We start from the raw sequence: 22,975 nt of genomic DNA on the forward strand, positions 1-22,975 counted from the left end.
CCTAGGCAGCAGCCCCCAATGCTTCGGCTTCGAGCGCTTTGCCCAGTTCGGCCCACATCTGACCGGACTTGCGCGCTCCCGCCAGATAGGGCTCCGGACAGAGATGGTAGGGCGGACGTACAGGCCCGGCCTTCATCCAGCCACCGGCGTCCATCCGCGCCTTTTCAAGCGCAATATTGTAGGTCGAGAATTCCTTGAAGCTGCCGTTCGGGAACAAGGGGGCTGCGGTCGGGCCGAGGCGGCCCATGAACGCCTTGGCCGCGCTCCAGTCGCCGCTTGCGCGGGCCTGGGCGACCAGGTCGCGCAGGGTGGTCGTCACCAGCGGGTGGCAGACCGCTCCGCTCGACCAGAAAGCGTCGACCGAATCATCCATCCGCGCCGCGCCATAATAGTCGAAGTCGATCGGCAGCAGCTTGATCCGGCCCCGGATCGCGGCCAGATCGGGCAAGAGGTTGGCGACGCCGATATATTTGGCGGTCACGACCTGCGGAATTTCAGCCACTTGAGCCCAGAACGGACGCGGGAAATCGAATTTGAAGGCTTCCGGGTTCGCGTAGATCGCGATGTTCATTTCCGGCACGGCTTCGGCAACGTCCTTGTAAAACTGGACAGCGACGTCGAGGCTAGGCGCGCACCACATCGGCACGCCAAGCATCGTGCCGTCGGCACCGAGCGCGAGCGCTTCCCGCGTCAGCGCCACCGTATCGCGGGTGTTGATGCAGGTCGTGCCGACGAAAACCGGAACCCGACCGGCCGCCGCGTCGATCAGCGCACGCATGAAATCCAGCTTTTCGTCATGGGTCATGGTCGCGGCTTCGCCCAGCGTTCCCATGCTCAGGATGCCGTCGATCCCGGCATCGATCAGCCCGTTGACCACGCGAGCAGTTTCATCGAGATCGACGGTCTTGGTCGCACGCCAGTCCGACGCGTTATCCTTGGACGGGGTCGGAATGATTGCCCAAGCGCCCTTGACATCGGCGGCGCTCAACAACGGTTTGGCCATGACTCATACTCTCCCAATGGAAATTGCCCGCCTCGAGCGGGACGTTCGCTATTGTGTAATGCTTTTCCTTATGTCACTTCAAGTCCTAATATCGGGCTCTTGCCGCTAATGGCAGGAATTGCCGAAGATCGAATAGGTCTCGTTCGCTGGGGCGGACGACGGGGAGAATGTGGACGTGACTTTGCTGAATCGATTCCATGACAAGGTGGCCGTGGTCACGGGTGGAGCGCAAGGTATTGGCTTGGCGACCGCAAGGCGCCTGGCCGTGGAAGGCGCCAGCGTGGTCATCGCCGACCGCGCAGCGGAGGCGGCCGAGGCTTCGGCCGCACAGCTCCAGGCGGAAGGCAGCAATGCCCTGGCAGTCGCGGTGGACCTGGAACACTGCGAAGGCGCTGTTGAACTGTATCAGACGGTCATTGACCGATTCGGGCGAATCGACGTCGCCGTTCACAACGTCGGCGGCACGATCTGGGCCAAGCCCTACTGGGACTACACCCCGCAGGAAATCACCGCGGAAATCAACCGGTCTCTGTGGCCGACACTGTGGTGCTGCCACGCGGTTCTGCCCCACATGCGGACTGCAGGGCGGGGTGCGATCGTCAACATCGGCTCGGTTGCGACACGCGGCGTCAACCGGGTCCCCTATGCCGCCGCAAAGGGCGGGGTCGCCGCGCTGACCGCAGCCCTCTCACTTGAGCTCGAAGCCAGCGGCATCCGCGTCAACTGCGTCGCGCCGGGCGGAGTCAACGTGACCAGGGTCACCCCCCGCAATCCGGCTGCGCCCACCGAAGCGGATCGCCTGGGCTTCAGCCAGGTGTTCGAACAGACGCTGCGCGATACGCCGATGGCCCGCTTTGGCGAGCCCGATGAACTGGCCGCGGCGATCTGCTTTTTCGCCTCCGACGATGCGTCCTACGTCACAGGCCAGACACTTTTCGTCGCCGGGGGCGGCATCGGCTGACCGCGCCGCGGGCTAATCAGCCCGCCTGCTTGAGCAGATCCCGCAAGGACATACCGGCGTCGGCCAGGCTCGCAGCGCTGGCGCGGGCCCGGCGTTCAACGAGCCGTTTTCCCACCCCCATATCGGGCGCGCGGTTGACTGTCAGCACACCTTCGATCGCCTCGCCGGCCAGGAAGAAGGCGACGAAGGCGTTGCTGTCCATCTCGCCGCGGATCGCCACCTCGGCTTCCACCGGAATCTGCCCGCAGAACTGGATGTTGAGATCGAACTGGTCGCTCCAGTACCACATCGGCTTGCAGTAGGAGACCTCCTGCCCCAGCATCGCCAGAGCAGCCGCCTGCGCCTGGTCCGCCGCGTTTTGGTAGGTTTCCTGCCGGAACCGACCGCCGAAAAACCCGTCCTGCTCGGCCACGTCGCCCGCCGCGAAAACCGCCAGGTTGCTGGTCTGGCAGCGACGGTCGACGATGATCCCGTTGTTGACCTCGATCCCGGCATCGCGGGCCAGCGAGGTGGCCGGCACGATTCCCACCCCCACGATCACGGCATCGCACGGGATCACGGTGCCATCGTCTGCCTCGACCGCGCTGACACGGTTGTCGGAAAACCTGAAGCCGGTCACGCCGCAGTTGAAATGGGTCGCGACTCCCCGCTTGCGATGTTCCTCGCCCAGCCATTGCCCAAAGCGCCGGCCGAGCGCTCGCTCCATCGGCACCGGCATCGGCTCGACGACGGTGACCTTGCAGCCGAGTTTCACCGCACTGGCGGCGACTTCGGCGCCGATCACGCCCATGCCGACAATCACGATGCTGGCCCCTTCGCGCAGGTCGAGGGCCATGCGGGTCGCATCGTCGCGCGTACGCAGATAATGGACGTTGGCGCAATTGGACCCGGCAAGGTTGAGCTTGCGGGCATGGCCGCCAGTGGCGAGCAGAATCCGGTCCGCCTGAACCAATTCGCCGCCCGACAGGCGAACCCCGCCGCCCGCAAGGTCGATCGCTTCGGCGCGGGTGCCCAGCCGCATGTCGATACGGTTGTCATCGTACCAGGCCTCGTCCTGGAGGAAGAAATTGTCCGGGACGTTGGCCGGGTCCCACAGCACTTCCTTGGACAGCGGCGGACGTTCATAGGGACGCCAGGGTTCTTCGCCGATCAAGGTGATTCGCCCGTCGAACCCCGCCTGCCGCAGGGCTTCGACTGCGCGCCCACCGGCCAGATTCGCACCAACAATCGCAATCGAGCGCACTTGGTTCTCTCCCCACTTTCTGTTTGCCACGTCCGGGCTGCTCGCCGCATCCCCAAATCAGCGGTTTTCATTGCACATTATACAACTCCTTGCAAGTGATGGACGCCAAGGCTCTCGCTACCGTCCGATCTTTTCCAGGCGCGATGCAAGCTGCCGCCGGGTCAGGCCTAGGTCTCGAGCTGCCTGCGCGACATTGCCCCGCGCAGCTTCCAGCGCGGCTTCGACGATCCTGCTCTCAACGGCTTTCAGCCCTTCCCCTTTCTGCCGCAACAGTCCGACCAAGTGACTGATTGACTGATCCTGTTCTTTACCGACCTCGGCGCCTGACACCCGTCCATCGTTGGTCAAGGCCAGGCCGGCCCTGATGCGCATGCGATCCGAGCCGAGGAAGAGGTGCCGAAGGTCGATCGCCTCGCGATCGTTCACCAGCAAAACCGCGCGTTCGACCATTCGTTCGAGTTCCCTGACATTGCCTGGATATTCGTGCATCAGCAGGGCATTGATCGATCTGGCAGTGAAGCCGGCGACCTCACGCCGATGGCGCCGTGCGTACTTCGCGCGGAAATGTTCCATCAAGCCGGGAATGTCCTCGCGGCGGTGACGCAAGGGAGGAACCTGGATCGGCAAGGTAGCGAGCCGGAAGAATAGATCGGCGCGGAAATGGCCTGCTTCCATTGCCGTTTCCAGGTCGATGTTGGACGCCGCGAGCAACCTCACATCGACCCTCGTGGTCCTGGTATCGCCGACTCTCTCGAATTCGCCCTCCTGAATGACCCGCAGAACCTTGCTCTGGGCCAGCGGGGACAGCATCGAGATTTCATCAAGGAACAGTGTGCCGCCATGCGCCAGCTCGAACCGTCCCGGGCGGCTTGCCACCGCGCCCGTGTAGGCACCCTTTGCCACGCCAAACAGTTCCGCCTCGATCAGCCCTTCGGGTATGGCGGCACAGTTGAGCGCCACGAACGGCGCGTCCTTTCGGAGACTGGCGCGATGCGCCATCTTGGCGAACACTTCCTTGCCGACGCCGGTCTCGCCCAGGAACAGTAGGCTGGCATCGGTCCCGGCGGCGCGTTCAATCATGTTCCGGACGGCGTGATACCCGGCTGAAACGCCGGGGACGAATTCGTGCCGATCGGCCTGCGAGTTCGCCAACATCTGCGGCGGCACCGATTTCTCGACGTCGTCGAGTTCAGGCCATTCCGCTTCCGGCCTGGCGTGCAGCAGACAGGCGCCGTCTCCCATCCCCTGGCATTCGATCTCCCGCATGACGATCGGCTGGCCCGCGAAGGAACTGGCAAAGCCGCTCGCAAAGCCGGTTTGCAACCAGCAGACCGAATCGGCGCTGACGCCATCCGTTGCCAGATGGACCGCGGCCTCGATCGAATCGTGGACGACAAAGCTGCCGTGGAAATGGCCGCTCGCCGAATCGCTGTCCAAGGTCTCAATCTCGGTCCAGCCAAACCCGGTCAGCGCATGGGCCTGGGGCCCAACCGCAAAGGCTTCGAGAAACCCGCGATCGGGGCGCAGTTCCTTCGCCTCGACCGCGCACCTCGCGCCTTCCGCAAAGCCCATGTCCCAGAACAGGCGTCGCGCCCGCGCCAGTCCGAGTTGCACCACCAGCTGGCTGCGCAGCGTGGTCAGCGCCGATTGGCTCAAAAGCACGCATCGTTCGCTGTCGCGCCAGATGCGGCCCTGCTCGGGCGAAAAGCGCAAGCGTTTGGTAAGGTCGGCGTAGCCGGGAAGCTGTTTCATCGCCATCCTTTTTACCAAAATGTCAATCCTGCACCACGATTTTCTGAACAATTGACGCAAATGACAATCCCTGAAAGCAATCGAGCGTGAGCCGATCCCCCTTATCGAGCATGTTTGCGCCATTTTTCACCTTGGCATGATCTTTGCTTTATCCATGGCTACGTGGAACCGCCCGCTCCAAGCCGGGAGGTCCAACGGAGGAGAGGAGAAGGCCAATATGGATGTTGCAGATCTGGTCGATACGAGCACAGGCCGCTAATCACGCTCGATCTATTCCAGCGAGCCCATCTACCGCCAGGAGCTTGAGCGCGTCTTTGGCCGATGCTGGCTGTTCCTTGCCCACACCAGCCAGATTCCGCAGCCCAACGACTTCTTCCGCACCTACATGGGCGAAGACGACGTCATCGTCATCCGGCAGAAGGACGGCTCGGTAAAGGCCTTCCTCAACACCTGCACTCACCGCGGCAACCGCATCTGCCGCGCCGATCGCGGCAATGCCCGGTCCTTCACCTGCAACTACCACGGCTGGTCGTTCGCCCCAGATGGCGCGCTGGCAGGCGTGCCGCTCGAAAACGAGGCCTATTTCGGCGAACTCGACCGCAGCAAGTTCGGGCTCGTGCCGGTGGCGCAGGTCGCCGAATACAAGGGATTGATCTTCGGCAATTTCGATCCCGCCGCGCCGTCGCTCGAAGACTATCTCGGCGACGCCAAATTCTATCTCGACGTCTGGCTCGATGCTCTGCCCGGCGGCACCTCGCTGGTTGGCGAAACCCAGAAGATGGTCTTGAACACCAACTGGAAGCTGCCGGTCGAAAATGTCTGCGGCGATGGCTATCACCTGGGCTGGGCCCATGCCGGGGCGATGATGGCGGTGCAGTCGATGGACCTGTCCGGCCTCAGCGTCGGCAATTCCAGCGCCAACCTCGAAGGCGGGCTGTCGGTAGCCGGGCTCAACGGCCACATGGCGCTGACGTTTCTCGACGGCGTGTCCGGCTATGCTTTCTACCCCGATCCGAAGCCGATGCTCGACTATCTGGAGGCCAACCGGCCGACCGCGATCGAGCGGCTCGGCAAGACCCGCGGCGAACAGCTGTGGGGCTCTCAGATCAACATCACGATCTTTCCCAACCTCCAGTTCCTGCCCGGCCTCAACTGGTTCAGGGTCTACCATCCCAAGGGACCGGGCCAGATCGAGCAATGGACCTGGGCCATGGTCGAAAACGACATGCCCGAAGAGATCAAGGCGACAATCCTCGACAACCAGTGCCTGACCTTCGGGCTGGCCGGCCTGTTCGACAACGACGATGGCGACAACCTTGCCGCCTGCACCGAACAGTCGCGCGGCTGGCGCACTTCGCAGATGGATGTCTACACCAACATGGCGCTGGGCCGCTCCGGCGCGCGCGAAGGCTTTCCGGGCGACATTGCCGCCGGCCTGGTCAGCGAACACAATCAGCGCTACTTCTACCGCCGCTGGCAAGAACACATGCAGGCCTCGAGCTGGAGCGACGTTCCCGCCTACAATCTCAATTCGCTGGCATCGCGGGAGGCCGTCGATGCTTGACGTACGCCCCCAACCCGCCCTGCATGACACGGTAACCGCCCTTACCCAGCGCCTCTTCCATGAGGCGCGGCTGCTCGACGACGAGCGCTTCGAGGAGTGGCTGGAGTTGCTGTGCGAGGACGTGTCCTACCATATGGCGCTCAAGAGCCGTCGCTTCCGGGCCGATCGTTCCGCCCCGATCGCGGTCGGCGCGGGGAATGTCTTCAACGACAATCTCGCCCGGCTGAAGCTGCGGATCGATCGCCTGCGCTCCGGCTTTGTCTGGGCTGAGGATCCGCCGAACTTCGTGCGCCGGGTGGTCTCGAACGTCGAGGTTTTGGACGCGGACGAGCCGAACGAAGCGGTGGTTCATTCGGTGGTGGTGATCCACCGGAACCGGATCGACGGGCAGACCCGGTTGCTCACCGCCGGACGCACGGATCGCTGGCGCAAGGGGGGCGAAAGCTGGCTTCTCGCTGCGCGCGAAATCGCGCTCGACCATTCGGTGCTGCCCGACAGCAACGTCAACGTATTTTTCTAGATCAATACAACGGGAGACGATGACCATGCGTTTGGAACGGATCGGCCGTGAGCCGGAATTTTCGCGTTACATGGACCTCAAGGAAGGCTGGCTCGACCGCCGCATCTTCAGCGACGCGGAAATCTACGAGGAGGAACTGTACCGCATCTTCGCGCGATCCTGGCTGTTTGTCGCCCATGAAAGCCAGCTGCCCAAGGCCGGCGATTTCCTGACCACGCACATGGGCGAGGACGCGGTGATCGTCACCCGTCAGCCCGATGGCTCGATCAAGGTCTACCTCAATTCCTGCCCGCATCGCGGCAACAAGGTCTGCTTCGCGGATGCCGGCAACACCCGCCGGTTCGTCTGCAATTATCACGGCTGGGCCTTCAACACCGCCGGAGAACTGCAGGGCATGCACGAGGAATACTGCTACGACGAAGGCGACATCGACCGCAAGAAGAACGGACTGCGGCAGGTCGCCCGGGTCGGCAGCTACAAGGGGCTGGTGTTCGCCACCTTTGCCGAGGACGGCCCCAGCCTCGACGCCTGGCTCGGCGATTTCCGCTGGTACCTCGACATGCTGCTCGACAACGAGGAAGGCGGCACCGAACTGATTGGCGGCTGCATCAAGTCGGTGATCAGCGCAAACTGGAAGTTCGGGGTCGAGAACTTCATCGGCGATGCCTACCACGCGGGCTGGACCCACGATTCGGGCTGCCGGTCGATGAACAACGGCCAGCCCTTCCCGCCGATCGACATGGATAATTCCTACCATGCCAGCGTCAATGGCCACGGCTGGGAATTCGGCACCGAGGGCGTGGGCGACCTGTTCCTGCTCGGCCGCCCCAAGGTGATGGAATATTACGAGAAGATCCGCCCGAAGATGGCCGATCGGCTGGGCACGATGCGCTCGCAGATCTTCGGCTCGGTGGCCTCCGCCTCGATTTTCCCGAACGTCTCGTTCCTGCCGGGCATTTCAACCTTCCGGCAATGGCAGCCCAAGGGTCCGATGCAGTTCGAGCTCAAAACCTGGGTGATCGTCAACAAGGCGATGCCCGACGACATCAAGGACGAAGTGACCAAGGGCGTGATGCAGACTTTCGGCCCCGGCGGTACATTCGAGATGGACGATGGCGAAAACTGGGAGAACTGCACCACGGTCAACCGCGGCGTCGTCACCCGGCACGAGAAGCTGCACTACCGCTGCGGCATTGGGCGCCAGATCGATCACGATACCCTGCCCGGAATCGTCTATCGCGGCCAGTACAACGACGCCAACCAGCGCGGCTTCTACCAGCGGTGGCTGGACATGATGGAGGCCACCGATCTCGGCGCGATGCCGCCGCGGCCCGAACCCCGCCTGACCGGGGTGGCCGAAACGCGCGACCTTCCCGGCCTGTTCGCGCTTTGAGAGGATATTTGACAATGAACCAGACCACCACTCTCGAACGCCCCCGCACTGGCGCAACCGCTTCGCTGGAATTGACCCATGCGCTGACCCAGACGCTTTATCGCGAAGCGCGCTGCCTGGACGATGAAGACTATGTCGGCTGGGTAGCAATGCTCGCTGACGACCTGCATTATCACATGCCGGGGATCGAGACCCGCTATCGCCGCGATACGACCGATCAGGTCACCGACCTGACACGGATGGCCTATTACAACGACAGCCTCGACGAGATCAAAAAACGCCTCACGCGCCTGGAAACGGGCACGGCATGGTCGGAAGATCCGGCCACGCGCTACGCCCACATCGTCACCAATGTCGAAGTGGAACACACCGACAAGGCGGATGAGTTCAGGGTGTTCTCGAACTTCTACGCCTATCGCAACCGCAACGAACGTGACGAGGATTCGCTGATCGGCAGCCGGATCGACATCTGGCGCGAGACTGGCGGTGCCTATCAGCTGGTCAAGCGCCGGATCATCCTCAAGCACAACGTGATGCTCAGCAAGAACCTGAACATCTACCTCTAGTAATTCCCGGCGCGACATCGGGTGAACCCGTCTGTCGCGCCGTTCAATCAAAAGACAATCGGACGCTCCCCGCATCCGCGGGCAGGTGCCCAAAATCGGAGAGAAGCCATGGATGCTCTGCGCTATTTTCTGGTCCCCGCCATGACCCTCACCGGCGTTGCGGGTTTCATCCTCGGCGGCCCGTTCGTCTGGCTTGGGCGGCCCGTTCGTCTGGCTTGGCATCGCCACCTTCGCGGTGCTGATGCTACTGGATATCGTCCTGCCGAGCGATCACAAGGCGCGCTCGCGCGGGATTGCACTGGTTGCCGATATCGCACGATTTACTTGCAATTCCCTTTGATGGTTGCACTCTATCTGGCGTTCGCGAATTCGGTGGCGACCGGAACCAACCCGATCTGGGGAACCGATGGTTCGGCATGGCAATTGATCGGTTCGATCGCCAGCCTGGCCTGGCTGTCGGCTGTCCCGACCCTGCCAGTGGCGCACGAGCTGATGCATCGCCGCCATTGGTTCCCACGGGCCGTGGCCAAGGGCCTGAGCGCCTTTTACGGCGATCCCAACCGTGATGTTGCTCATATTGTCACCCACCACGTCCATCTTGACACCGCGAAGGACAGCGACACCCCGCTACGCGGACAAACGATATACAGCTTCGTGTTCCAGGCGACCTGGGGTTCGTACAAGGACACTTGGGAAAAGCAGGGCGAAATCCTGTCGCGTCTCGGACATTCGCCGTGGAGCTGGCGCAATGTCATGTGGCTCCAGCTGGTGCTGGTCGGCGCGATCATCCTGGGGGTTGCCGCGGCGGCAGGGCCGATCGCCGGATTCGCTACTGTTGGCGCAATGTTCTTTGCCAAGATGTTCGTCGAAGGCTTCAATTATTTCCAGCACTATGGCCTGCTGCGCGTGGAAGGCGATCCCATCGCGAAACACCACGCCTGGAACCATCTTGGCATGATCGTGCGTCCGATAGGCGTGGAAATTACCAACCACATCAACCACCATCTCGACGGCCACATTCCCTTCTACGAACTTCAGCCCGAGCCGAAGGCGCCGCAGATGCCTTCGCTGTTCCTTTGCTTCCTGTGCGGCCTTGTCCCGCCCGTCTGGCACCGGTTCATCGCGCAGCCGAGGTTGAAGGACTGGGATCTACATTTCGCTTCGCCAAGCGAGCGCAAACTAGCGATGGCGGCGAACGCACAGACTGGTTGGCCCGCTTGGGCCACCACCGACTGACGGTTCCACCCGCATGGGGGTTTTCCTCTCCGATTGCCCCCATGTAACCTTGGCGGGTCCCTTTAACGGGGATCCCGCTTCTTTTTCACAATTTCTTCATGTCCATGCAAGGCGACCCATGCAATGTTCTCAATTCTCAAGAAGCAGCGATCAAGCAAGGTCAGTATTGCCGGAGAACCGGCAATCCTGGAGATCCCACGAGGCAAAACGCTGCTTGAAGCGATGCTGGCAGAGGGGCTGGCCATGCCGCACGACTGCAAGGTCGGTTCATGCGGCACTTGCCGGTTCAAACTGATGGACGGCAAGATCGGGGAACTGAGTCCTTCGGCCCTGGTTCTCGAACGCGATGCGCTTTCACAAGGGTACCGCCTGGCATGCCAGGCGATGCCGCGCTCGGACCTGGTCATCGCACTTGATGCCCCTTTATCCCGCCAGCAGGCTGTGGAAAGTTTCACTGCGACCATCGTTGCCACGTCCCGGCTTTGCCCGGACATCATCAATCTTGTCGTCAAAATCGATCGCCCGATGCAGTTCTCGCCGGGCCAATATGCCGACCTCACGGGACCGGGCATGGCCGAACCGCGCAGCTATTCCTTCGCATTCGCCCCCGAACGAGGAGAGGCACAGCGGCTCGAATTCCATGTCCGGCACGTCCCCGGCGGCCTCTTCACCGATTGGCTGTTCGGTGAAGATCGCATTGGCCAGACGCTTGATCTCTCAGGTCCCTTTGGTCAATTTCGCCTCAATGACAGCTCAGCGCCGATGCTGTGCCTGGCAGGCGGCAGCGGCCTTGCCCCGATCATGGCGATCTTGCAGCAAGCCCAGTCCATGGGTGCGAACCGTCCGGTAACCCTGCTCTACGGGGCCCGGACCCGCCAACACCTCTATTGTCTGGACGAGATCGAAGCGCTTAGCGCGGCCTGGGATGCGCCCTTCGAATTTGTTCCGGTACTTTCGGAAGAGGATGCGGGCAGCGACTGGACCGGGGGCCGAGGGTTGGTCACCGAGCCGATCGCACGGCTTCCCGGCCTGACCCGCACCGAGGCTTATTTGTGCGGACCTCCAGCCATGATCGACGCCGCCGAAGCCCAGCTTATACAACACGGCGTGTTGCCGGAAATGATCGCCGCGGATCGCTTTCTCGACAAGAGCACGATGCGCTGAACCCCGGACTTCGGATGCGGTTCGAAGATTGAACGGATCCGTTCCTGGCCTCGGTCCGATACGCCGGAACCGGACCGAGGCCGGCCCGGGCGCGCAGTGCTCAGTTGTCGACCAGAACCATCTTTCGCACCATGTCCTGAACATCCACTTTTGCCTTGTTGTCCAGCAGCACAGCAACCCGGTTGAGGGTCGCGATCACCGAGGTGTACTGGCCATGCGCGTAATAGGCATCGATCGGGTAGACGACTGTCTTGTCGACCGGCGCCCGCTGGTAGCTGAGCTGGCCGATGCCATAGATCGCAAGCCCGCCTGCTTCGGCATGCCCCATCATGCGTTCGGCCCGATCCCGAGTGATATCGCCGCCGAATTCGACCAGTTCCGGCGGAGCAATCGTTGGTCCCACATGGGTTGGCTTCCACCGCGCGGCGCCGATCACACCCGCCACGTTCAGCAGTTCCTTGAACTCGAATTTTTCGGCCATGGTTCTCGATCCTCCACATTCGGATACAGGGTGTCGTTCCTGCGGTGTTTGCCGTCTGGCCGAACCAGCGGATCAGGCGTCGGGGCGCTTGCCGATGCCGACGCCGCCGTCGCTGAGCAGAACCGTTCCGGTCATGTATGCGGAATCGCGACGCGAAGCCAAAAGCGCGTAGAGACCTGCATGATCGTCCGGCTCGGCGATCCGCGCCAGTGGCGTCATGCCCGCGATCATTCCGTCCAGGCCAGGCATCTCCTCCATCTTGGTTTCGGAAAACCCGCCAGTCTTGGTGCCGCTGAGCGGAGTTCGGGTGCCGCCCGGCGCGACGCCATTGACCCTGATATCGGGTGTCAGTTCCCAGGCCAGCTGCCGGATCAGGCCAAGCACCGCGTGCTTCGATGCGACATACAGTGTCCCGCCGCCGCCAGTGTAGTAGCTCGACGTCGAGGCAGTAAAGACGATGCTGCCTTTGGTTTTCCTCAGTTCGGGAATCGCGGCGCGCGCACCGAAGAAATACCCCTTCAGGTTGACGTCAAAGATTTCGTCGAATGTCTTTTCCAGAAGCTCGGGATCCTGCTGCTCAAGGGGCACCATGAAATCCCAGATCCCGACATTGCCGACAAAGACATCCAGCTTGCCGAATGCCCCGACTGTCTCGGCGACGGCCCGGGCATTGTCTGCAAAGGAACGGACGTCGCCCGCGACCACGGCGACCTTGTCACCGTGGCGCGAACGCACCAGCTGGGCCTGCTCGTCGTCTCGGACGAGCACACCAACCCTGGCCCCTTCTTCAATATAGCGGGCGACCACCGCCGCACCAATTCCGGTTGCGCCGCCAGTCAGCAGCGCAACCTGTCCTTCAAGCCTTGCAGACAATGCCACTCTCCTCTTCAAGCCGGTTGTGCGGGGTTGCTCGGCCTTACTGGTCGAACATCCCCACGCGACCTTCCTGCAGATTGATGACCACCGACTTCGTCTGCGTATAGTGGTGCAGCACCTCATGGCTGAATTCACGGCCGAAACCGCTCTGCTTGTATCCGCCCAGCGGCATGTTGGGCTTGAGATTGTAGTAACGGTTGACCCACACGGTTCCGGTTTCGAGCTTGCGGGCAATCCGGTGCGCGCGGGAGATGTCCCTGGTCCAGACGCCACCGGCCAGGCCATAGGTCGTATCATTCGCCAGCGCCATCATATCGTCTTCGTCGTTCCAGGTCAGCACGCTGGTGACCGGGCCGAAGATTTCCTCGCGGGCGATACGCATCGAGTTGCTGACGTTGGTGAAGACCGTTGGCTTGATGAAATGCCCGTCGGCGAGGCTTTCGTTGCGACTGCCTCCGGTGAGGACCGTGGCACCTTCCTCGGTAGCCAGCTGAAGATAGCTCTGGACCTTGTCCATCTGCATCTGCGAAGCCTGCGCACCAAGCTGGGTGGCAAAGTCCAGAGGATCGCCCTGGCGGATGCCTTCGAGGGCCACCTTGAACTTGGCGAGGAACTCGTCCTGGATCGATTGGTGCAGGAACAGCCGCGAACCGGCCAGGCAGACCTCACCCTTGTTCAGCACCGTCGACATCGTGGCGCTCTCCACTGCCGCATCGATATCGGCATCCGCGCAAACGATGTGCGCCGACTTGCCGCCCAATTCCAGAGTCTGGGGAATGATGTTCGAGGAAGCATACTGGATGATCCGGCGAGCCGTCGCCACCGAACCGGTGAACGCGACCTTGCGGACATCCTCGTGGGTCACCAGCGCTTCACCGACGTCGGCGCCGTAACCGGTCACGACGTTGATTACGCCCGGGGGCAGAAGGTCGGCCATTTCGACGAAGAATTCGATAACCGAAAGGCAGACGGTTTCCGCGGGCTTGAGCACCACCGTGTTGCCTGAAGCCAGGGCTGGCGCGATCTTGCAGGCCATCATCAGGATCGGGACGTTCCATGGAATGATCTGCGCGCAAACGCCCAGCGGCTCGCGGTGGACGATGCCGATCGCATCGGGATAGTCCAGCGTCTGGCCGTGTAGGCCATAGGCTGCGCCGGCGAACACTTCGAATTGGCTTATAGCCTGCGGCATGTCAAAGTACATCGATTCGCGGATCGGCTTGCCGTTGTTCAGAGTTTCGAGCGTTGCGTAATGTTGGTGGCGCGCCTTGAGCCGACGGGCGACCTCGATCAGGATTTCCTGGCGCTCGGCGGGCGAGCTTTCCGACCACTTCGGGAAGGCGGCCTTGGCCGCCGCGACCGCGCGCTGAATGTCCTTGGCGTTGCCCGCCTGGATCTTGGTGAGCACCGCCCCGGTCGCCGGATTGATCAGGTCGATCGTCTTGCCGCTGTCACCCGAAACCCATTCACCGCCAATGAAGTGGCCGTATTCCGGCTTGATGCCGTATTCGTTTTCCGCGCTTTTCAGTTGAGTAGCCATCTTAAAACTCCTTCCAACCTTATTCCACTGCAATGACCAGATCTTCGGCCGGGAACAGACGGCAAGCCAAGGCATAACCTGCCTGGCGATCGCTATCCGACACCTTCGCCGCACTCATCTTGCCGGTCCGGTAATCGCCTTCGACTACCCTCACCCGGCAAATTCCGCATCCGCCGCCCCGGCAACCAACCCCGATATCGCCGGCACCACAACGTTCCATTGCGAGGAGGACCCGCTCGTCCCCGCCGCAGGTGAACTCGCCGCCGCCAACCACGCGGATTTGATAGAGGCCGGTCACGGTCCTAGCCTTGTCCAGCCGCCTTCGCGGCCGCTTTGGCAGCGAAGGTCTCTCCACCCACCGCGAAATGGCCCGGCGGCATCTCGCGCAGGATGATGCGAACCGATTCGCGCGGCGCACCGATCGCTTCGATGGCGGCAGCGGTCAAAGCCTGGATCAACCGCTCCTTGTCGTCGGGAGTCCTCCCTTCGAGCAAGTTGACCTCGATGATCGGCATTCAGGCCTCCACCTGGAACATGACCGAACCCAGCCCCTGGACGGTCGTGCGCACCGTTTGACCAGGTGCCAGATTGGGCGCGGCGGTGATCCCGCCCGCCATCACGATGTCCCCGACCGAAATCTCCTCACCAGCTTCGGCAACAAGCCTGGCTGCCGCGACCAGCGAGCGTAGTGGGTGGCCGAGAATCGCGGCGGTCGAGCCGATTTGCTTCACTTCCCCGTCGATTTCGAGGTACACGCCGAGGTTCGAGAAATCCATTGCTGGATCGTTCCAGGAGCCGATCACCAGCCCGGACGACGAGGTGTTGTCGGCGATGACATCGGACAACGCGAACTTGAAGTTCTCATAGCGGCTGTCGATGATTTCCATGGCCGGGGCAATCGCCTCGACCGCCGCCAGCGCGGCCGCCGCCGTCACCTTACCGGCCAGCGGCGCCTTCATCAAAAAGGCGACTTCCGGCTCGACCCGCGGATGGACAAAACGCGCCCGCGACATGGCCGTGCCCTCCTCGATCAGCATGGCATCGGTCAATCGCCCCCAGGCGACCTCGTCGACCCCGACCTGCAGCATCTTGGCGCGGCTCGTCAGCCCCATCTTGACCCCGATGCGGCGTTCGCCCCGCGCCAGCCGCCGATCGACCGACAGCTGCTGGACCCGGTAGGCATCCGCGACGCTCAGGTCGGGATCGGTATGGGTGAGCTGCGGTGTGGCACGCGCGTGCAAAGCGGCGCTGTCGAGGATTTCGGCGTATCGCTCAAGTTTGTCCATTGCCTTGGGCCTATGCTGCACGTGCGGAAACAAGATCGAGCGCGACATCGACGATCATGTCTTCCTGCCCCCCGACCATCCGGCGCTTGCCCAGTTCGATCAGGATTTCGCGCGTATCCAGCCCATACTGTTCGGCGGCCTTTTCCGCGTGACGCAGGAAGCTCGAATAGACCCCGGCATAGCCCAGGCTCAGCGTTTCGCGATCCACGCGCACCGGGCGGTCCTGCAACGGACGGATGATGTCCTCTGCCGCGTCCATCAGGGCCATCACGTCGCAGCCATGGTTCCACCCCTTGCGGTCGGCAGCGGCGACGAACACCTCGAGCGGGGCGTTGCCAGCCCCTGCCCCCATTCCGGCTAGGCTCGCGTCGATCCGCACCGCGCCTTCCTGGGCAGCGACGATGGAATTGGCGACACCGAGCGAAAGGTTGTGGTGGGCGTGGATCCCGCGTTGGGTTTCCGGCTTGAGGACGCGGTCATAGGCCCGCAGGCGATCGCGCACCCCGTCCATGTCGAGCGCGCCGCCGCTGTCGGTCACATAGACGCAATGCGCCCCATAGCTTTCCATCAGCAGGGCCTGCTGCGCCAGCGCCTCGGCATCGATCATGTGGCTCATCATCAGGAAACCCGAGACATCCATGCCGAGGTCGCGGGCAATGCCGATGTGCTGCTTGGCGACGTCGGCCTCGGTGCAATGGGTCGCCACCCGCACCGAGCGCACGCCGAGCGCATAGGCGCGGCGGAGTTCCTCGACCGTGCCGATACCCGGCACCAGCAATGTGGTCAGCACGGCGTTCTTGATCACATCGGCGGCGGCCTCGATCCACTCCCAGTCGGTATGCGCACCGAACCCGTAGTTGAACGACGTGCCGTTGAGGCCATCGCCGTGCGACACCTCGATCGCATCGACGCCGGCATCGTCCAGCGCCTTGGCAATGGTGCGGACACTTTCGGTGCCGTACATGTGAAGAATGGCATGCATGCCGTCACGCAGGGTGACGTCCTGGATGTAGAGCTTTCCGGTTTCGGGATTGAAGGTCATGCTGCCACCTTTTCAAGGCGTTGTTGGGCCAGACGCTCACCCGCTGCCTTGGCGGCGGCGGTCATGATGTCGAGGTTGCCGGAATATTTCGGAAGATAGTCGCCAGCGCCCTCGACCTCGAGGAACACGCTGGTCTTCAGGCCGACGAATTCGCCGTATCCGGGGATCTTCAGCGGCCGGTTCGAGCCGAACCGTTCGAACTGCACTTCCTGCTTGAGGCGATAGCCGGGCACATAGGCTTGCACGGTTTCGACCATTTCCTTGACCGAGGCGCGGATGGCGTCCTCGTCCACCTGATCGGTCAGCGTGAAGATCGTGTCACGCATGATCATCGGCGGTTCGGCGGGATTGAGGATGATGATCGCCCGGCCGCGGCCGGCACCGCCCACTATCTCGATCGCCTGCGCGGTGGTCCGGGTGAATTCGTCGATGTTCGCGCGGGTGCCGGGCCCGGCAGAACGCGAGGACACCGACGCGACGATTTCGGCGTAGTGGACCGGGGTCACCCGCGAAACCGCGGCGACAATGGGAATGGTCGCCTGGCCGCCGCAGGTGACCATGTTGACATTGCGGATTTCGCTGTCGAGCACTCCGCCGACCGGCGGAACAAAAAACGGCCCGATCGCGGCAGGGGTCAGGTCTACAACCAGCTTGCCGTCGGCTTGCAGGGCCGCATCGTGTTCCTTGTGGGCGTAGGCCGAAGTCGCATCGAACGCGATGCCAATCTCGGGGTAGGCCGGCAGCTTGCGCAGCCCTTCAATACCCTCATGGGTTGTCGCCACGCCGCGTTCGCGGGCCATGGCGAGGCCTTCCGAGGCCGGGTCGATCCCGACCACCGCCGCCAGTTCAAGGGTATCGGACCCCTTGAGCAGCTTGATCATCAAATCGGTACCAATATTTCCGGAGCCGATGATGGCGCATTTCATCTTGGTCATTCTTCGATCTCTCCGTTCATCTGCGTCAGCCGGCCTCGGCAGCGAAAGCCGCCCGCACCGTTCCGACGCCATTGATTCTCGCTTCCACGACATCGCCGCGCGCGATCCCGGCCATGGGCCCGAGCGCGCCGGACAGGATCACGTCGCCTTCAAGCAGCGGGCGTCCGACCCGGGCCATGACCCGCGCCAGCCACAGCGATGCGGTGATCGGGCTGCCGAGGCAGGCAATCCCCGCCCCTACGGAGATCGGCTCGCCCTTTGCCTCCATCACCATGCCGCATTCGCGCAGGTCGAGCGCTTCGAGCTTGCGCGGCACCGCCCCCAGCACGAACAACCCGCTCGAGGCGTTGTCGGCGACGGTGTCCCAGATGCGGATGTCCCAGTTGGCAACACGGCTATCGACGATCTCGATCGCGGGTACGACATATTCGACCGCGCGGATCATCTCGGCCGTGGTGAGATCGGGATAGAGCAGGTCCCGGCCGACCACGATCGCGATTTCGGCCTCGACCTTGGGCTGGATGACCTGATCGAGCGAGATCGGAATTCCCTCGGGCACGTCCATATCGGAAAACAGCATGCCGTAATCGGGCTGATCGACGCCAAGCTGGCGCTGCACCGCCAGCGAGGTCAGGCCGATCTTGCGGCCGACCAGGCGCCGTCCGCTGTCAAGGGCGTGCCGGGTGTTGATTTCCTGCACGGCGTAGGCGGCATCCACCCCGCCGGCCGAAATGACATCGCGAATCGGCGCCACCGGCTTGCCGCTGGCAGCCGCGCCCCTCAATTGCTCGGCCGCCTGCTGGATGGCCGTGGGATCGATAGTGGTTTCAGTCGTCATGGTCTCAGAGCTTCACGCAGATGTTTTCGGTTTCGGTGTAGAATTCGAGACTGTGCACGCCGCCTTCGCGGCCGATCCCGGAATGTCCCGAACCGCCGAATGCGGTGCGCAAATCCCGCAGGAACCAGCAATTGACCCAGCAGACGCCAACCTGCATCGAGGCGGCCACGCGGTGCGCCCGCGAGAGGTTTTCGGTCCAGATCGTCGCGCACAGCCCATAGTCGGTATCGTTGGCTAGGCCGATCACCTCGTCTTCGCTATCGAAGGGAATGACCCCGCAGCACGGCCCGAAGATTTCTTCGCGCATCACCGAACTGTCGTGCGCCAGGCCTGTCCACAACGTCGGCTCGACATAGAAGCCGCCCGTTTCGTCCCCCGAAAGCGCGGGAACCCCGCCCCCGGTGACGACAGTGGCGCCTTCGGCCACCGCGCGCGCATAGTATCCCAGCACCTTTTCCTGATGCTCCGCACTGATCAGCGGGCCAAGGTAGGCGGGATCGCCGGTTGCACCTGGTTTGAACGCCTTGGCCGCCACCGTCATCCGCTTCACGAATTCGTCGAAAACCGGCCGTTCGACATAGACCCGCTCGGTCCCGAGGCAGACCTGCCCGGTGTTGAGAAATACCGAACGCGACAATCCTTCGACCACCTTGTCGAGATCGGCGTCGGCAAACACCACGGCTGGATTCTTGCCGCCCAGCTCGAACGAAATGTCGCGCACCCCGACCGCGGCCTTCTGCATGATCGCCTGGCCGGTGCCGGTTTCGCCGGTAAAGGTGATTGCATCGATGTCGGGGTTCGAGGTCAGAAATTCACCGGCCGAACCCGCCCCGAAACCGTGCACCACGTTGTAGACCCCTTCGGGCATCCCGACCGCGTTCATGACCTCACCCAGCAGCGCCGCGGTCCGCGGCGTCTCTTCGGATGGCTTGACCACAACCGTGTTGCCGCAAGCCAGGGCAGGTCCAACCTTCCAGGTCATCAGCAGCAGGGGAAAGTTCCACGGGCAGATCACCGCGATCACACCCTTGGGCTTGCGCACCACGTAGTTGAGCGCCTGCCCGCCATCGGGCGTTGCCGTTGCAAAGGATTCGGTCGGGGTAGTGGAGATGACGTCGGCAAACATCCGGAAGTTCGCGGCACCGCGCGGAATGTCGATATGCGAGGCGACATGGCGCGGCTTGCCGGTATCCGCCACTTCGGCTGCGAGGAAATCGTCCGCGCGGCGCTCGATCTCGGTGGCGACCGCGGAGATGAGCTTGACCCGTTCCGCCGTGGTCATCTTGCCCCAGGGGCCGTTGAGCGCCGCCTTGGCCGCGGCAACCGCATCGGCCACATCGGCCTCGCTCGCCTCGTGGACAGTACCGATCCGAAGGCCGGTCGCAGGAGCGAAATTGTCGAAGGTCTTGCCGGTGCTTCCACGGCGATAATCGCCCCCGATGAAATTCAGGATGGTGTCGGTAACAGCCGGGATATTCTCATGTGCCATGGGCTCTTCAATTCTCCGTAGCGTCTTGTTTCAGTGCCGCGATGGCCGGACACTCAATATTGCGTCGCCCCGATCGAGATGAGGGCTGCGTTTGCGCACTGCGTATCCTGTTCTTCGGTTCCGCCCGACACTCCGATCGCGCCGACGATTTCGCCGGCGATCGCGATCGGCAGTCCGCCGCCGAACATAGCGATTCCGGGCTTCGCGGCGATACCTCCGCTTAGCGCGGGATTGCCTGCGACCATCTTGTAGACGTCCGGCGACGGAACCTTGAAGCTGGCAGCGGTATAGGCCTTGTCCTGCGCGATCTGAGAGGAGGGAAACGGGGCCCCGGTGGCGCGCAACAGGGCGACCAGTTCCCCGGTGGCGCCAACCACTGCGGCGACGAGGGGACAGCCCGCCTCGCCGCCTTTCGCCACCGCGACCTGCACCGCCTTGGCGGCAAGATCGTGTCCCACCGACCGGATTGTCGCCACTCCGTTCATGCTCAGGTGTTCACCGTCATGAAGCGGTCGTTGAGCGCCTTCTCGTAATAGAAGATCGCCTTGCCGGCATTCTCGGCCTGCCACATCCGGCGCGGATTGTCGGGATAGTAGGTGTAGCCGCCGCTGAACGTCTCGTTCCGGTTGCCCGAGGGGTCGAAGAAGTAGATCGTCTGCCCGCGTGTGATCCCATGGCGGGTCGGGCCGATATCCAGCGAAATGTCGTAGCGGCTGATGATATCCGCTGCATGGCCAACATCGTGCCAGGAATCGAGAAAAAACGAGGTGTGGTGAATCCGACCGTCCTCTGGATAGCCGAGGAACGCCACGTCATGGGCCTTGTTGCTGCATGACAGGAAAATGCCCATGCGTACACCCGAAGTCTCGTCCACCAATTCCTCGGCCACCGAAAAATCGAGAGCCTCGACAAAAATCTTTGCGCTCGCCGAAATATCGACACCATTGAGGGCGCAGTGATCGAACCTGGTCGCGCGCATACCGCGCGGTTCGGCGATCCAGACGTCCGGATTGCGCACGGCCGGACCGCTCTCGGACAGCTCCATCTCGGCATAGAGATCGAACACGTGGGAGGTTGGCGTATTGAAGCGGATCTTGCGGCCAACACCAGGATCCTCTCCGGCCGCAATCACGTCGACATGAACCCCGATGTCGAGCAGCCGTTCGGCAAAGTGGTCGAGATCGGCATCCCTGGCGACCTTGAAGGCCATCCGGTCGAGCCCGGCAGAATCGGCTTCGCGCAAAATGATGCTGTGGCGATCGAACTCGTCGAAGGCCTGGAAGAAAGCCCTGCCTCCCTCGACGCTCACCAGGTTGAGGCCGATACGGTCACGATAGTGCTGGATCGCTTCATCCAGATCGAGGACGCGCAACTGGACATAGCCAGGGCGAAGTACACCGGTCAGTGCCATTTCAGTTCTCCTTGTCCCTTCAGGCCTTGAGGCCGTTCTCGAAAAATTCGGCCACCATGCGGTTGAAGCTCGTCATCCGTTCGATCTGAACCCAGTGGCCGCATTCCGCGAACACGTGCAGGTCGGCGCGCGGCAACAGGCTGGCCAGGCGAACGGTCGATTCCAGCGGAATCACCTGGTCGAACAGGCCATGCAGGATGAGCGTTTCGTGCTTTAGCGCCGCCACGTCTTCCTCGCGGCTTGCCAGCATCGCGATGTTGCGCTGCCGGTCAGCCCCGCCGAACGTCGCGTGATACGGCTCATGCGCTTCGGGACGCGCACTCGCTTCATAGCGCGACTGGACCAGGTCTTCGGTCAGCCGGCTGTGATCCCAGGCGAGGTACTTGAGCGAGGTGCGCATTTCCTCTAGCGAAGGCTGATAGCCCCAGACCAGGTCGAGCGCAGGCGTGATCGGGAAATCGAGCCCGGCCGGACCCATCAGCACCGCCCTTTCGACTCGATCGGGATGCGCGATCATGAACGCCAGGGTTATGCCGCCGCCGAAGGAATTGCCGACCATCGAGACCTTGTCGATCCCGAGGCCATCCAGCAGGGATGCGACCTGATCGACCCACACCCGCTTATCTTCGATCCGCCCCTTCGAATCCGAATAGCCAAACCCGAACATGTCGGGCGCGATGACGCGGAAGCGCTTCGCTAGCTCGGGCATGTTGAGCCGCCAATTGGCCCATGCAGTCACCCCGGGTCCCGATCCGTGAATCAGCAGGACCGGTGCGCCATCGCCCACATCGTGGTAGTTCGTGACGCTGCCATCAACCGTGATGGACTTGCCAATCTCCGGGCGTGCGATGTCGTTGGCTACGGCAGTCATGGCTCTCCCAATCGATTTTCAACTGTTTTTTTGACGCTAGCATTGCCTGTGTTCGCGCCAGGTCATGCACACAGCTTTCGCGTCCATCCAATTTCTCGTTACTATTGCACTAAATAGAACGCATTTGCAAATGGAGAATGATTCAGCTCCATCGCATAATGCCGGAAGTCGGACTGTCCGGCTCACGCCAAGCCTTCGGCCTTGAGCGCGGCACCCACGGCGGCACGCTGCGCGATCTTGCCGGCATAGGCGCCGAGCGAGGGGTAGGCGGCCATGTCGATACCGACATAGGCTGGCCAACCCAGCATCACGAACAGATAGATGTCGGCAACACTGAAAGCATTGCCGGCATAGTGGTCCCGCCCGGCCAATTCCTTGTCGAGCGCGGCGAGGTGGTTCTTGACCGATTCCGCGGCCGCCGCCTTCGCTTCGTCGGAAGTGCCGGGGGCGAACAGCGGAACGAATGCCTTGTGGAATTCGGAACCGAGGAAGCTGAGACGGCTCAGCAGTCGGTAACGATCGAGGCTGCCTTCGGCCGGCGCCAGGCCAGACGCGGGGTTCTGGTCGGCAATGTACAGCAGGATGGCGGGGTTCTCGGTCAGGGTCTCGCCGCTGTCCAGGGTGAGGGCCGGGACCTTGCCGGACGGATTGACGGTGAGGAAATCCTCGCCCGCCTCGGTCTTGCGCAGGGCCAGATCGACCTTGACGGCTTCGAAATCGGCTCCGGTTTCGCGCAGGGCAATGTGCGGGGCGAGGGAACATGCGCCGGGGCTGATGAACAGTTTCATGGTATTTCTCCTCTAG

Annotated in this window: 24 protein-coding genes; 7 read left to right on the top strand and 17 right to left on the bottom strand. The window is 62.6% G+C overall.

Annotated features, from left to right (window positions below):
- Nucleotide 1: 1 nt before the first annotated feature.
- The gene (locus tag QOL62_RS17185) at nt 2–1,003 is read right to left on the bottom strand and encodes a dihydrodipicolinate synthase family protein (protein ID WP_025548219.1); all 1,002 of its coding nucleotides are present in this window, start codon (nt 1,001–1,003) and stop codon (nt 2–4) included.
- A gap of 175 nt (nt 1,004–1,178) precedes the next feature.
- Here QOL62_RS17185 and QOL62_RS17190 point away from each other — a divergent pair, with 175 nt between their 5' ends.
- Nucleotides 1,179–1,964, top strand: coding sequence for a 1,6-dihydroxycyclohexa-2,4-diene-1-carboxylate dehydrogenase (locus tag QOL62_RS17190; RefSeq protein ID WP_170978350.1), 786 nt, complete (start codon nt 1,179–1,181; stop codon nt 1,962–1,964).
- Between the two features lie 16 nt (nt 1,965–1,980).
- Here QOL62_RS17190 and QOL62_RS17195 read toward each other — a convergent pair whose 3' ends face one another.
- Nucleotides 1,981–3,207 (bottom strand): NAD(P)/FAD-dependent oxidoreductase, encoded by a 1,227-nt coding sequence (locus QOL62_RS17195; RefSeq protein ID WP_037508656.1) that lies wholly within the window; start codon nt 3,205–3,207, stop codon nt 1,981–1,983.
- 117 nt (nt 3,208–3,324) lie between these two features.
- Nucleotides 3,325–5,082 (bottom strand): sigma-54-dependent Fis family transcriptional regulator, encoded by a 1,758-nt coding sequence (locus tag QOL62_RS17200; protein WP_283407088.1) that lies wholly within the window; start codon nt 5,080–5,082, stop codon nt 3,325–3,327.
- A gap of 205 nt (nt 5,083–5,287) precedes the next feature.
- Here QOL62_RS17200 and QOL62_RS17205 point away from each other — a divergent pair, with 205 nt between their 5' ends.
- The 6 genes from QOL62_RS17205 to QOL62_RS17230 all read left to right on the top strand — a co-directional run bounded on the left by QOL62_RS17205 (nt 5,288) and on the right by QOL62_RS17230 (nt 11,402).
- Nucleotides 5,288–6,523 (top strand): aromatic ring-hydroxylating dioxygenase subunit alpha, encoded by a 1,236-nt coding sequence (locus QOL62_RS17205; protein ID WP_283407089.1) that lies wholly within the window; start codon nt 5,288–5,290, stop codon nt 6,521–6,523.
- Nucleotides 6,516–7,043, top strand: coding sequence for an aromatic-ring-hydroxylating dioxygenase subunit beta (locus tag QOL62_RS17210; protein WP_025548211.1), 528 nt, complete (start codon nt 6,516–6,518; stop codon nt 7,041–7,043). The genes QOL62_RS17205 and QOL62_RS17210 overlap by 8 nt, the downstream gene beginning before the upstream one ends.
- A gap of 19 nt (nt 7,044–7,062) precedes the next feature.
- Nucleotides 7,063–8,436, top strand: coding sequence for an aromatic ring-hydroxylating oxygenase subunit alpha (locus tag QOL62_RS17215; RefSeq protein WP_240511586.1), 1,374 nt, complete (start codon nt 7,063–7,065; stop codon nt 8,434–8,436).
- 14 nt (nt 8,437–8,450) lie between these two features.
- On the top strand, nt 8,451–9,002 hold the full coding sequence (locus tag QOL62_RS17220) for a 3-phenylpropionate/cinnamic acid dioxygenase subunit beta (RefSeq protein WP_037508662.1): 552 nt from the start codon (nt 8,451–8,453) through the stop codon (nt 9,000–9,002).
- Nucleotides 9,003–9,110: 108 nt separating this feature from the next.
- Complete coding sequence (locus QOL62_RS17225; protein ID WP_276207874.1) at nt 9,111–10,238, top strand: alkane 1-monooxygenase; 1,128 nt, start codon at nt 9,111–9,113, stop codon at nt 10,236–10,238.
- 123 nt (nt 10,239–10,361) lie between these two features.
- Nucleotides 10,362–11,402, top strand: a complete 1,041-nt coding sequence (locus QOL62_RS17230; RefSeq protein WP_037508665.1) for a 2Fe-2S iron-sulfur cluster-binding protein — start codon at nt 10,362–10,364, stop codon at nt 11,400–11,402.
- 100 nt (nt 11,403–11,502) lie between these two features.
- Here the strand turns inward: QOL62_RS17230 and QOL62_RS17235 are convergent, their stop codons facing one another.
- The 14 genes from QOL62_RS17235 to gstA all read right to left on the bottom strand — a co-directional run bounded on the left by QOL62_RS17235 (nt 11,503) and on the right by gstA (nt 22,959).
- Nucleotides 11,503–11,883, bottom strand: a complete 381-nt coding sequence (locus QOL62_RS17235) for a hypothetical protein (protein ID WP_025548202.1) — start codon at nt 11,881–11,883, stop codon at nt 11,503–11,505.
- A 72-nt stretch (nt 11,884–11,955) separates the two neighbouring features.
- The gene (gene hcaB, locus QOL62_RS17240; RefSeq protein ID WP_229742712.1) at nt 11,956–12,762 is read right to left on the bottom strand and encodes a 3-(cis-5,6-dihydroxycyclohexa-1,3-dien-1-yl)propanoate dehydrogenase; all 807 of its coding nucleotides are present in this window, start codon (nt 12,760–12,762) and stop codon (nt 11,956–11,958) included.
- Nucleotides 12,763–12,799: 37 nt separating this feature from the next.
- Nucleotides 12,800–14,299, bottom strand: a complete 1,500-nt coding sequence (locus tag QOL62_RS17245; RefSeq protein WP_025548198.1) for an aldehyde dehydrogenase family protein — start codon at nt 14,297–14,299, stop codon at nt 12,800–12,802.
- A gap of 19 nt (nt 14,300–14,318) precedes the next feature.
- Nucleotides 14,319–14,597: a 2Fe-2S iron-sulfur cluster-binding protein gene (locus QOL62_RS17250; protein ID WP_025548196.1), complete on the bottom strand. Its 279-nt coding sequence runs from the start codon at nt 14,595–14,597 to the stop codon at nt 14,319–14,321.
- Nucleotides 14,598–14,601: 4 nt separating this feature from the next.
- A complete protein-coding gene (thmT, locus tag QOL62_RS17255; RefSeq protein ID WP_037508667.1) occupies nt 14,602–14,814 on the bottom strand; it encodes a 2-hydroxymuconate tautomerase in 213 nt (70 codons plus the stop codon).
- Nucleotides 14,815–15,585, bottom strand: coding sequence for a 2-keto-4-pentenoate hydratase (locus QOL62_RS17260; protein WP_037508671.1), 771 nt, complete (start codon nt 15,583–15,585; stop codon nt 14,815–14,817).
- Between the two features lie 10 nt (nt 15,586–15,595).
- Nucleotides 15,596–16,627, bottom strand: coding sequence for a 4-hydroxy-2-oxovalerate aldolase (dmpG, locus tag QOL62_RS17265; protein WP_037508674.1), 1,032 nt, complete (start codon nt 16,625–16,627; stop codon nt 15,596–15,598).
- Nucleotides 16,624–17,562 (bottom strand): acetaldehyde dehydrogenase (acetylating), encoded by a 939-nt coding sequence (locus QOL62_RS17270; RefSeq protein ID WP_037508677.1) that lies wholly within the window; start codon nt 17,560–17,562, stop codon nt 16,624–16,626. The genes dmpG and QOL62_RS17270 overlap by 4 nt, the downstream gene beginning before the upstream one ends.
- Nucleotides 17,563–17,587: 25 nt before the next feature.
- The gene (locus QOL62_RS17275; RefSeq protein ID WP_037508679.1) at nt 17,588–18,400 is read right to left on the bottom strand and encodes a 2-keto-4-pentenoate hydratase; all 813 of its coding nucleotides are present in this window, start codon (nt 18,398–18,400) and stop codon (nt 17,588–17,590) included.
- A gap of 4 nt (nt 18,401–18,404) precedes the next feature.
- Nucleotides 18,405–19,889, bottom strand: a complete 1,485-nt coding sequence (locus tag QOL62_RS17280) for a 2-hydroxymuconic semialdehyde dehydrogenase (protein WP_037508681.1) — start codon at nt 19,887–19,889, stop codon at nt 18,405–18,407.
- A gap of 53 nt (nt 19,890–19,942) precedes the next feature.
- Complete coding sequence (locus tag QOL62_RS17285) at nt 19,943–20,374, bottom strand: GlcG/HbpS family heme-binding protein (protein ID WP_037508687.1); 432 nt, start codon at nt 20,372–20,374, stop codon at nt 19,943–19,945.
- A gap of 2 nt (nt 20,375–20,376) precedes the next feature.
- On the bottom strand, nt 20,377–21,300 hold the full coding sequence (locus QOL62_RS17290; protein ID WP_037508695.1) for a catechol 2,3-dioxygenase: 924 nt from the start codon (nt 21,298–21,300) through the stop codon (nt 20,377–20,379).
- A gap of 19 nt (nt 21,301–21,319) precedes the next feature.
- On the bottom strand, nt 21,320–22,171 hold the full coding sequence (locus tag QOL62_RS17295; protein WP_025548183.1) for an alpha/beta fold hydrolase: 852 nt from the start codon (nt 22,169–22,171) through the stop codon (nt 21,320–21,322).
- Between the two features lie 182 nt (nt 22,172–22,353).
- Nucleotides 22,354–22,959, bottom strand: a complete 606-nt coding sequence (gene gstA / locus QOL62_RS17300) for a glutathione transferase GstA (RefSeq protein WP_037508698.1) — start codon at nt 22,957–22,959, stop codon at nt 22,354–22,356.
- Between the last annotated feature and the right edge of the window lie 16 nt (nt 22,960–22,975).

The organism is Novosphingobium panipatense (assembly GCF_900182875.1).
In the GTDB taxonomy this organism is placed as follows: domain Bacteria; phylum Pseudomonadota; class Alphaproteobacteria; order Sphingomonadales; family Sphingomonadaceae; genus Novosphingobium; species Novosphingobium panipatense.

Coding starts and splice junctions, on each gene's coding strand:
- QOL62_RS17185 (WP_025548219.1), bottom strand. CDS start 1,003: ATGGCCAAACCGTTGTTGAGCGCCGCCGATGTCAAGGGCGCTTGGGCA.
- QOL62_RS17200 (WP_283407088.1), bottom strand. CDS start 5,082: ATGGCGCAAACATGCTCGATAAGGGGGATCGGCTCACGCTCGATTGCT.
- QOL62_RS17210 (WP_025548211.1), top strand. CDS start 6,516: ATGCTTGACGTACGCCCCCAACCCGCCCTGCATGACACGGTAACCGCC.
- QOL62_RS17215 (WP_240511586.1), top strand. CDS start 7,063: ATGACCATGCGTTTGGAACGGATCGGCCGTGAGCCGGAATTTTCGCGT.
- QOL62_RS17220 (WP_037508662.1), top strand. CDS start 8,451: ATGAACCAGACCACCACTCTCGAACGCCCCCGCACTGGCGCAACCGCT.
- QOL62_RS17225 (WP_276207874.1), top strand. CDS start 9,111: ATGGATGCTCTGCGCTATTTTCTGGTCCCCGCCATGACCCTCACCGGC.
- QOL62_RS17230 (WP_037508665.1), top strand. CDS start 10,362: ATGTTCTCAATTCTCAAGAAGCAGCGATCAAGCAAGGTCAGTATTGCC.
- QOL62_RS17235 (WP_025548202.1), bottom strand. CDS start 11,883: ATGGCCGAAAAATTCGAGTTCAAGGAACTGCTGAACGTGGCGGGTGTG.
- QOL62_RS17245 (WP_025548198.1), bottom strand. CDS start 14,299: ATGGCTACTCAACTGAAAAGCGCGGAAAACGAATACGGCATCAAGCCG.
- thmT (WP_037508667.1), bottom strand. CDS start 14,814: ATGCCGATCATCGAGGTCAACTTGCTCGAAGGGAGGACTCCCGACGAC.
- QOL62_RS17260 (WP_037508671.1), bottom strand. CDS start 15,585: ATGGACAAACTTGAGCGATACGCCGAAATCCTCGACAGCGCCGCTTTG.
- dmpG (WP_037508674.1), bottom strand. CDS start 16,627: ATGACCTTCAATCCCGAAACCGGAAAGCTCTACATCCAGGACGTCACC.
- QOL62_RS17270 (WP_037508677.1), bottom strand. CDS start 17,562: ATGACCAAGATGAAATGCGCCATCATCGGCTCCGGAAATATTGGTACC.
- QOL62_RS17275 (WP_037508679.1), bottom strand. CDS start 18,400: ATGACGACTGAAACCACTATCGATCCCACGGCCATCCAGCAGGCGGCC.
- QOL62_RS17280 (WP_037508681.1), bottom strand. CDS start 19,889: ATGGCACATGAGAATATCCCGGCTGTTACCGACACCATCCTGAATTTC.
- QOL62_RS17285 (WP_037508687.1), bottom strand. CDS start 20,374: ATGAACGGAGTGGCGACAATCCGGTCGGTGGGACACGATCTTGCCGCC.
- QOL62_RS17290 (WP_037508695.1), bottom strand. CDS start 21,300: ATGGCACTGACCGGTGTACTTCGCCCTGGCTATGTCCAGTTGCGCGTC.
- QOL62_RS17295 (WP_025548183.1), bottom strand. CDS start 22,171: ATGACTGCCGTAGCCAACGACATCGCACGCCCGGAGATTGGCAAGTCC.
- gstA (WP_037508698.1), bottom strand. CDS start 22,959: ATGAAACTGTTCATCAGCCCCGGCGCATGTTCCCTCGCCCCGCACATT.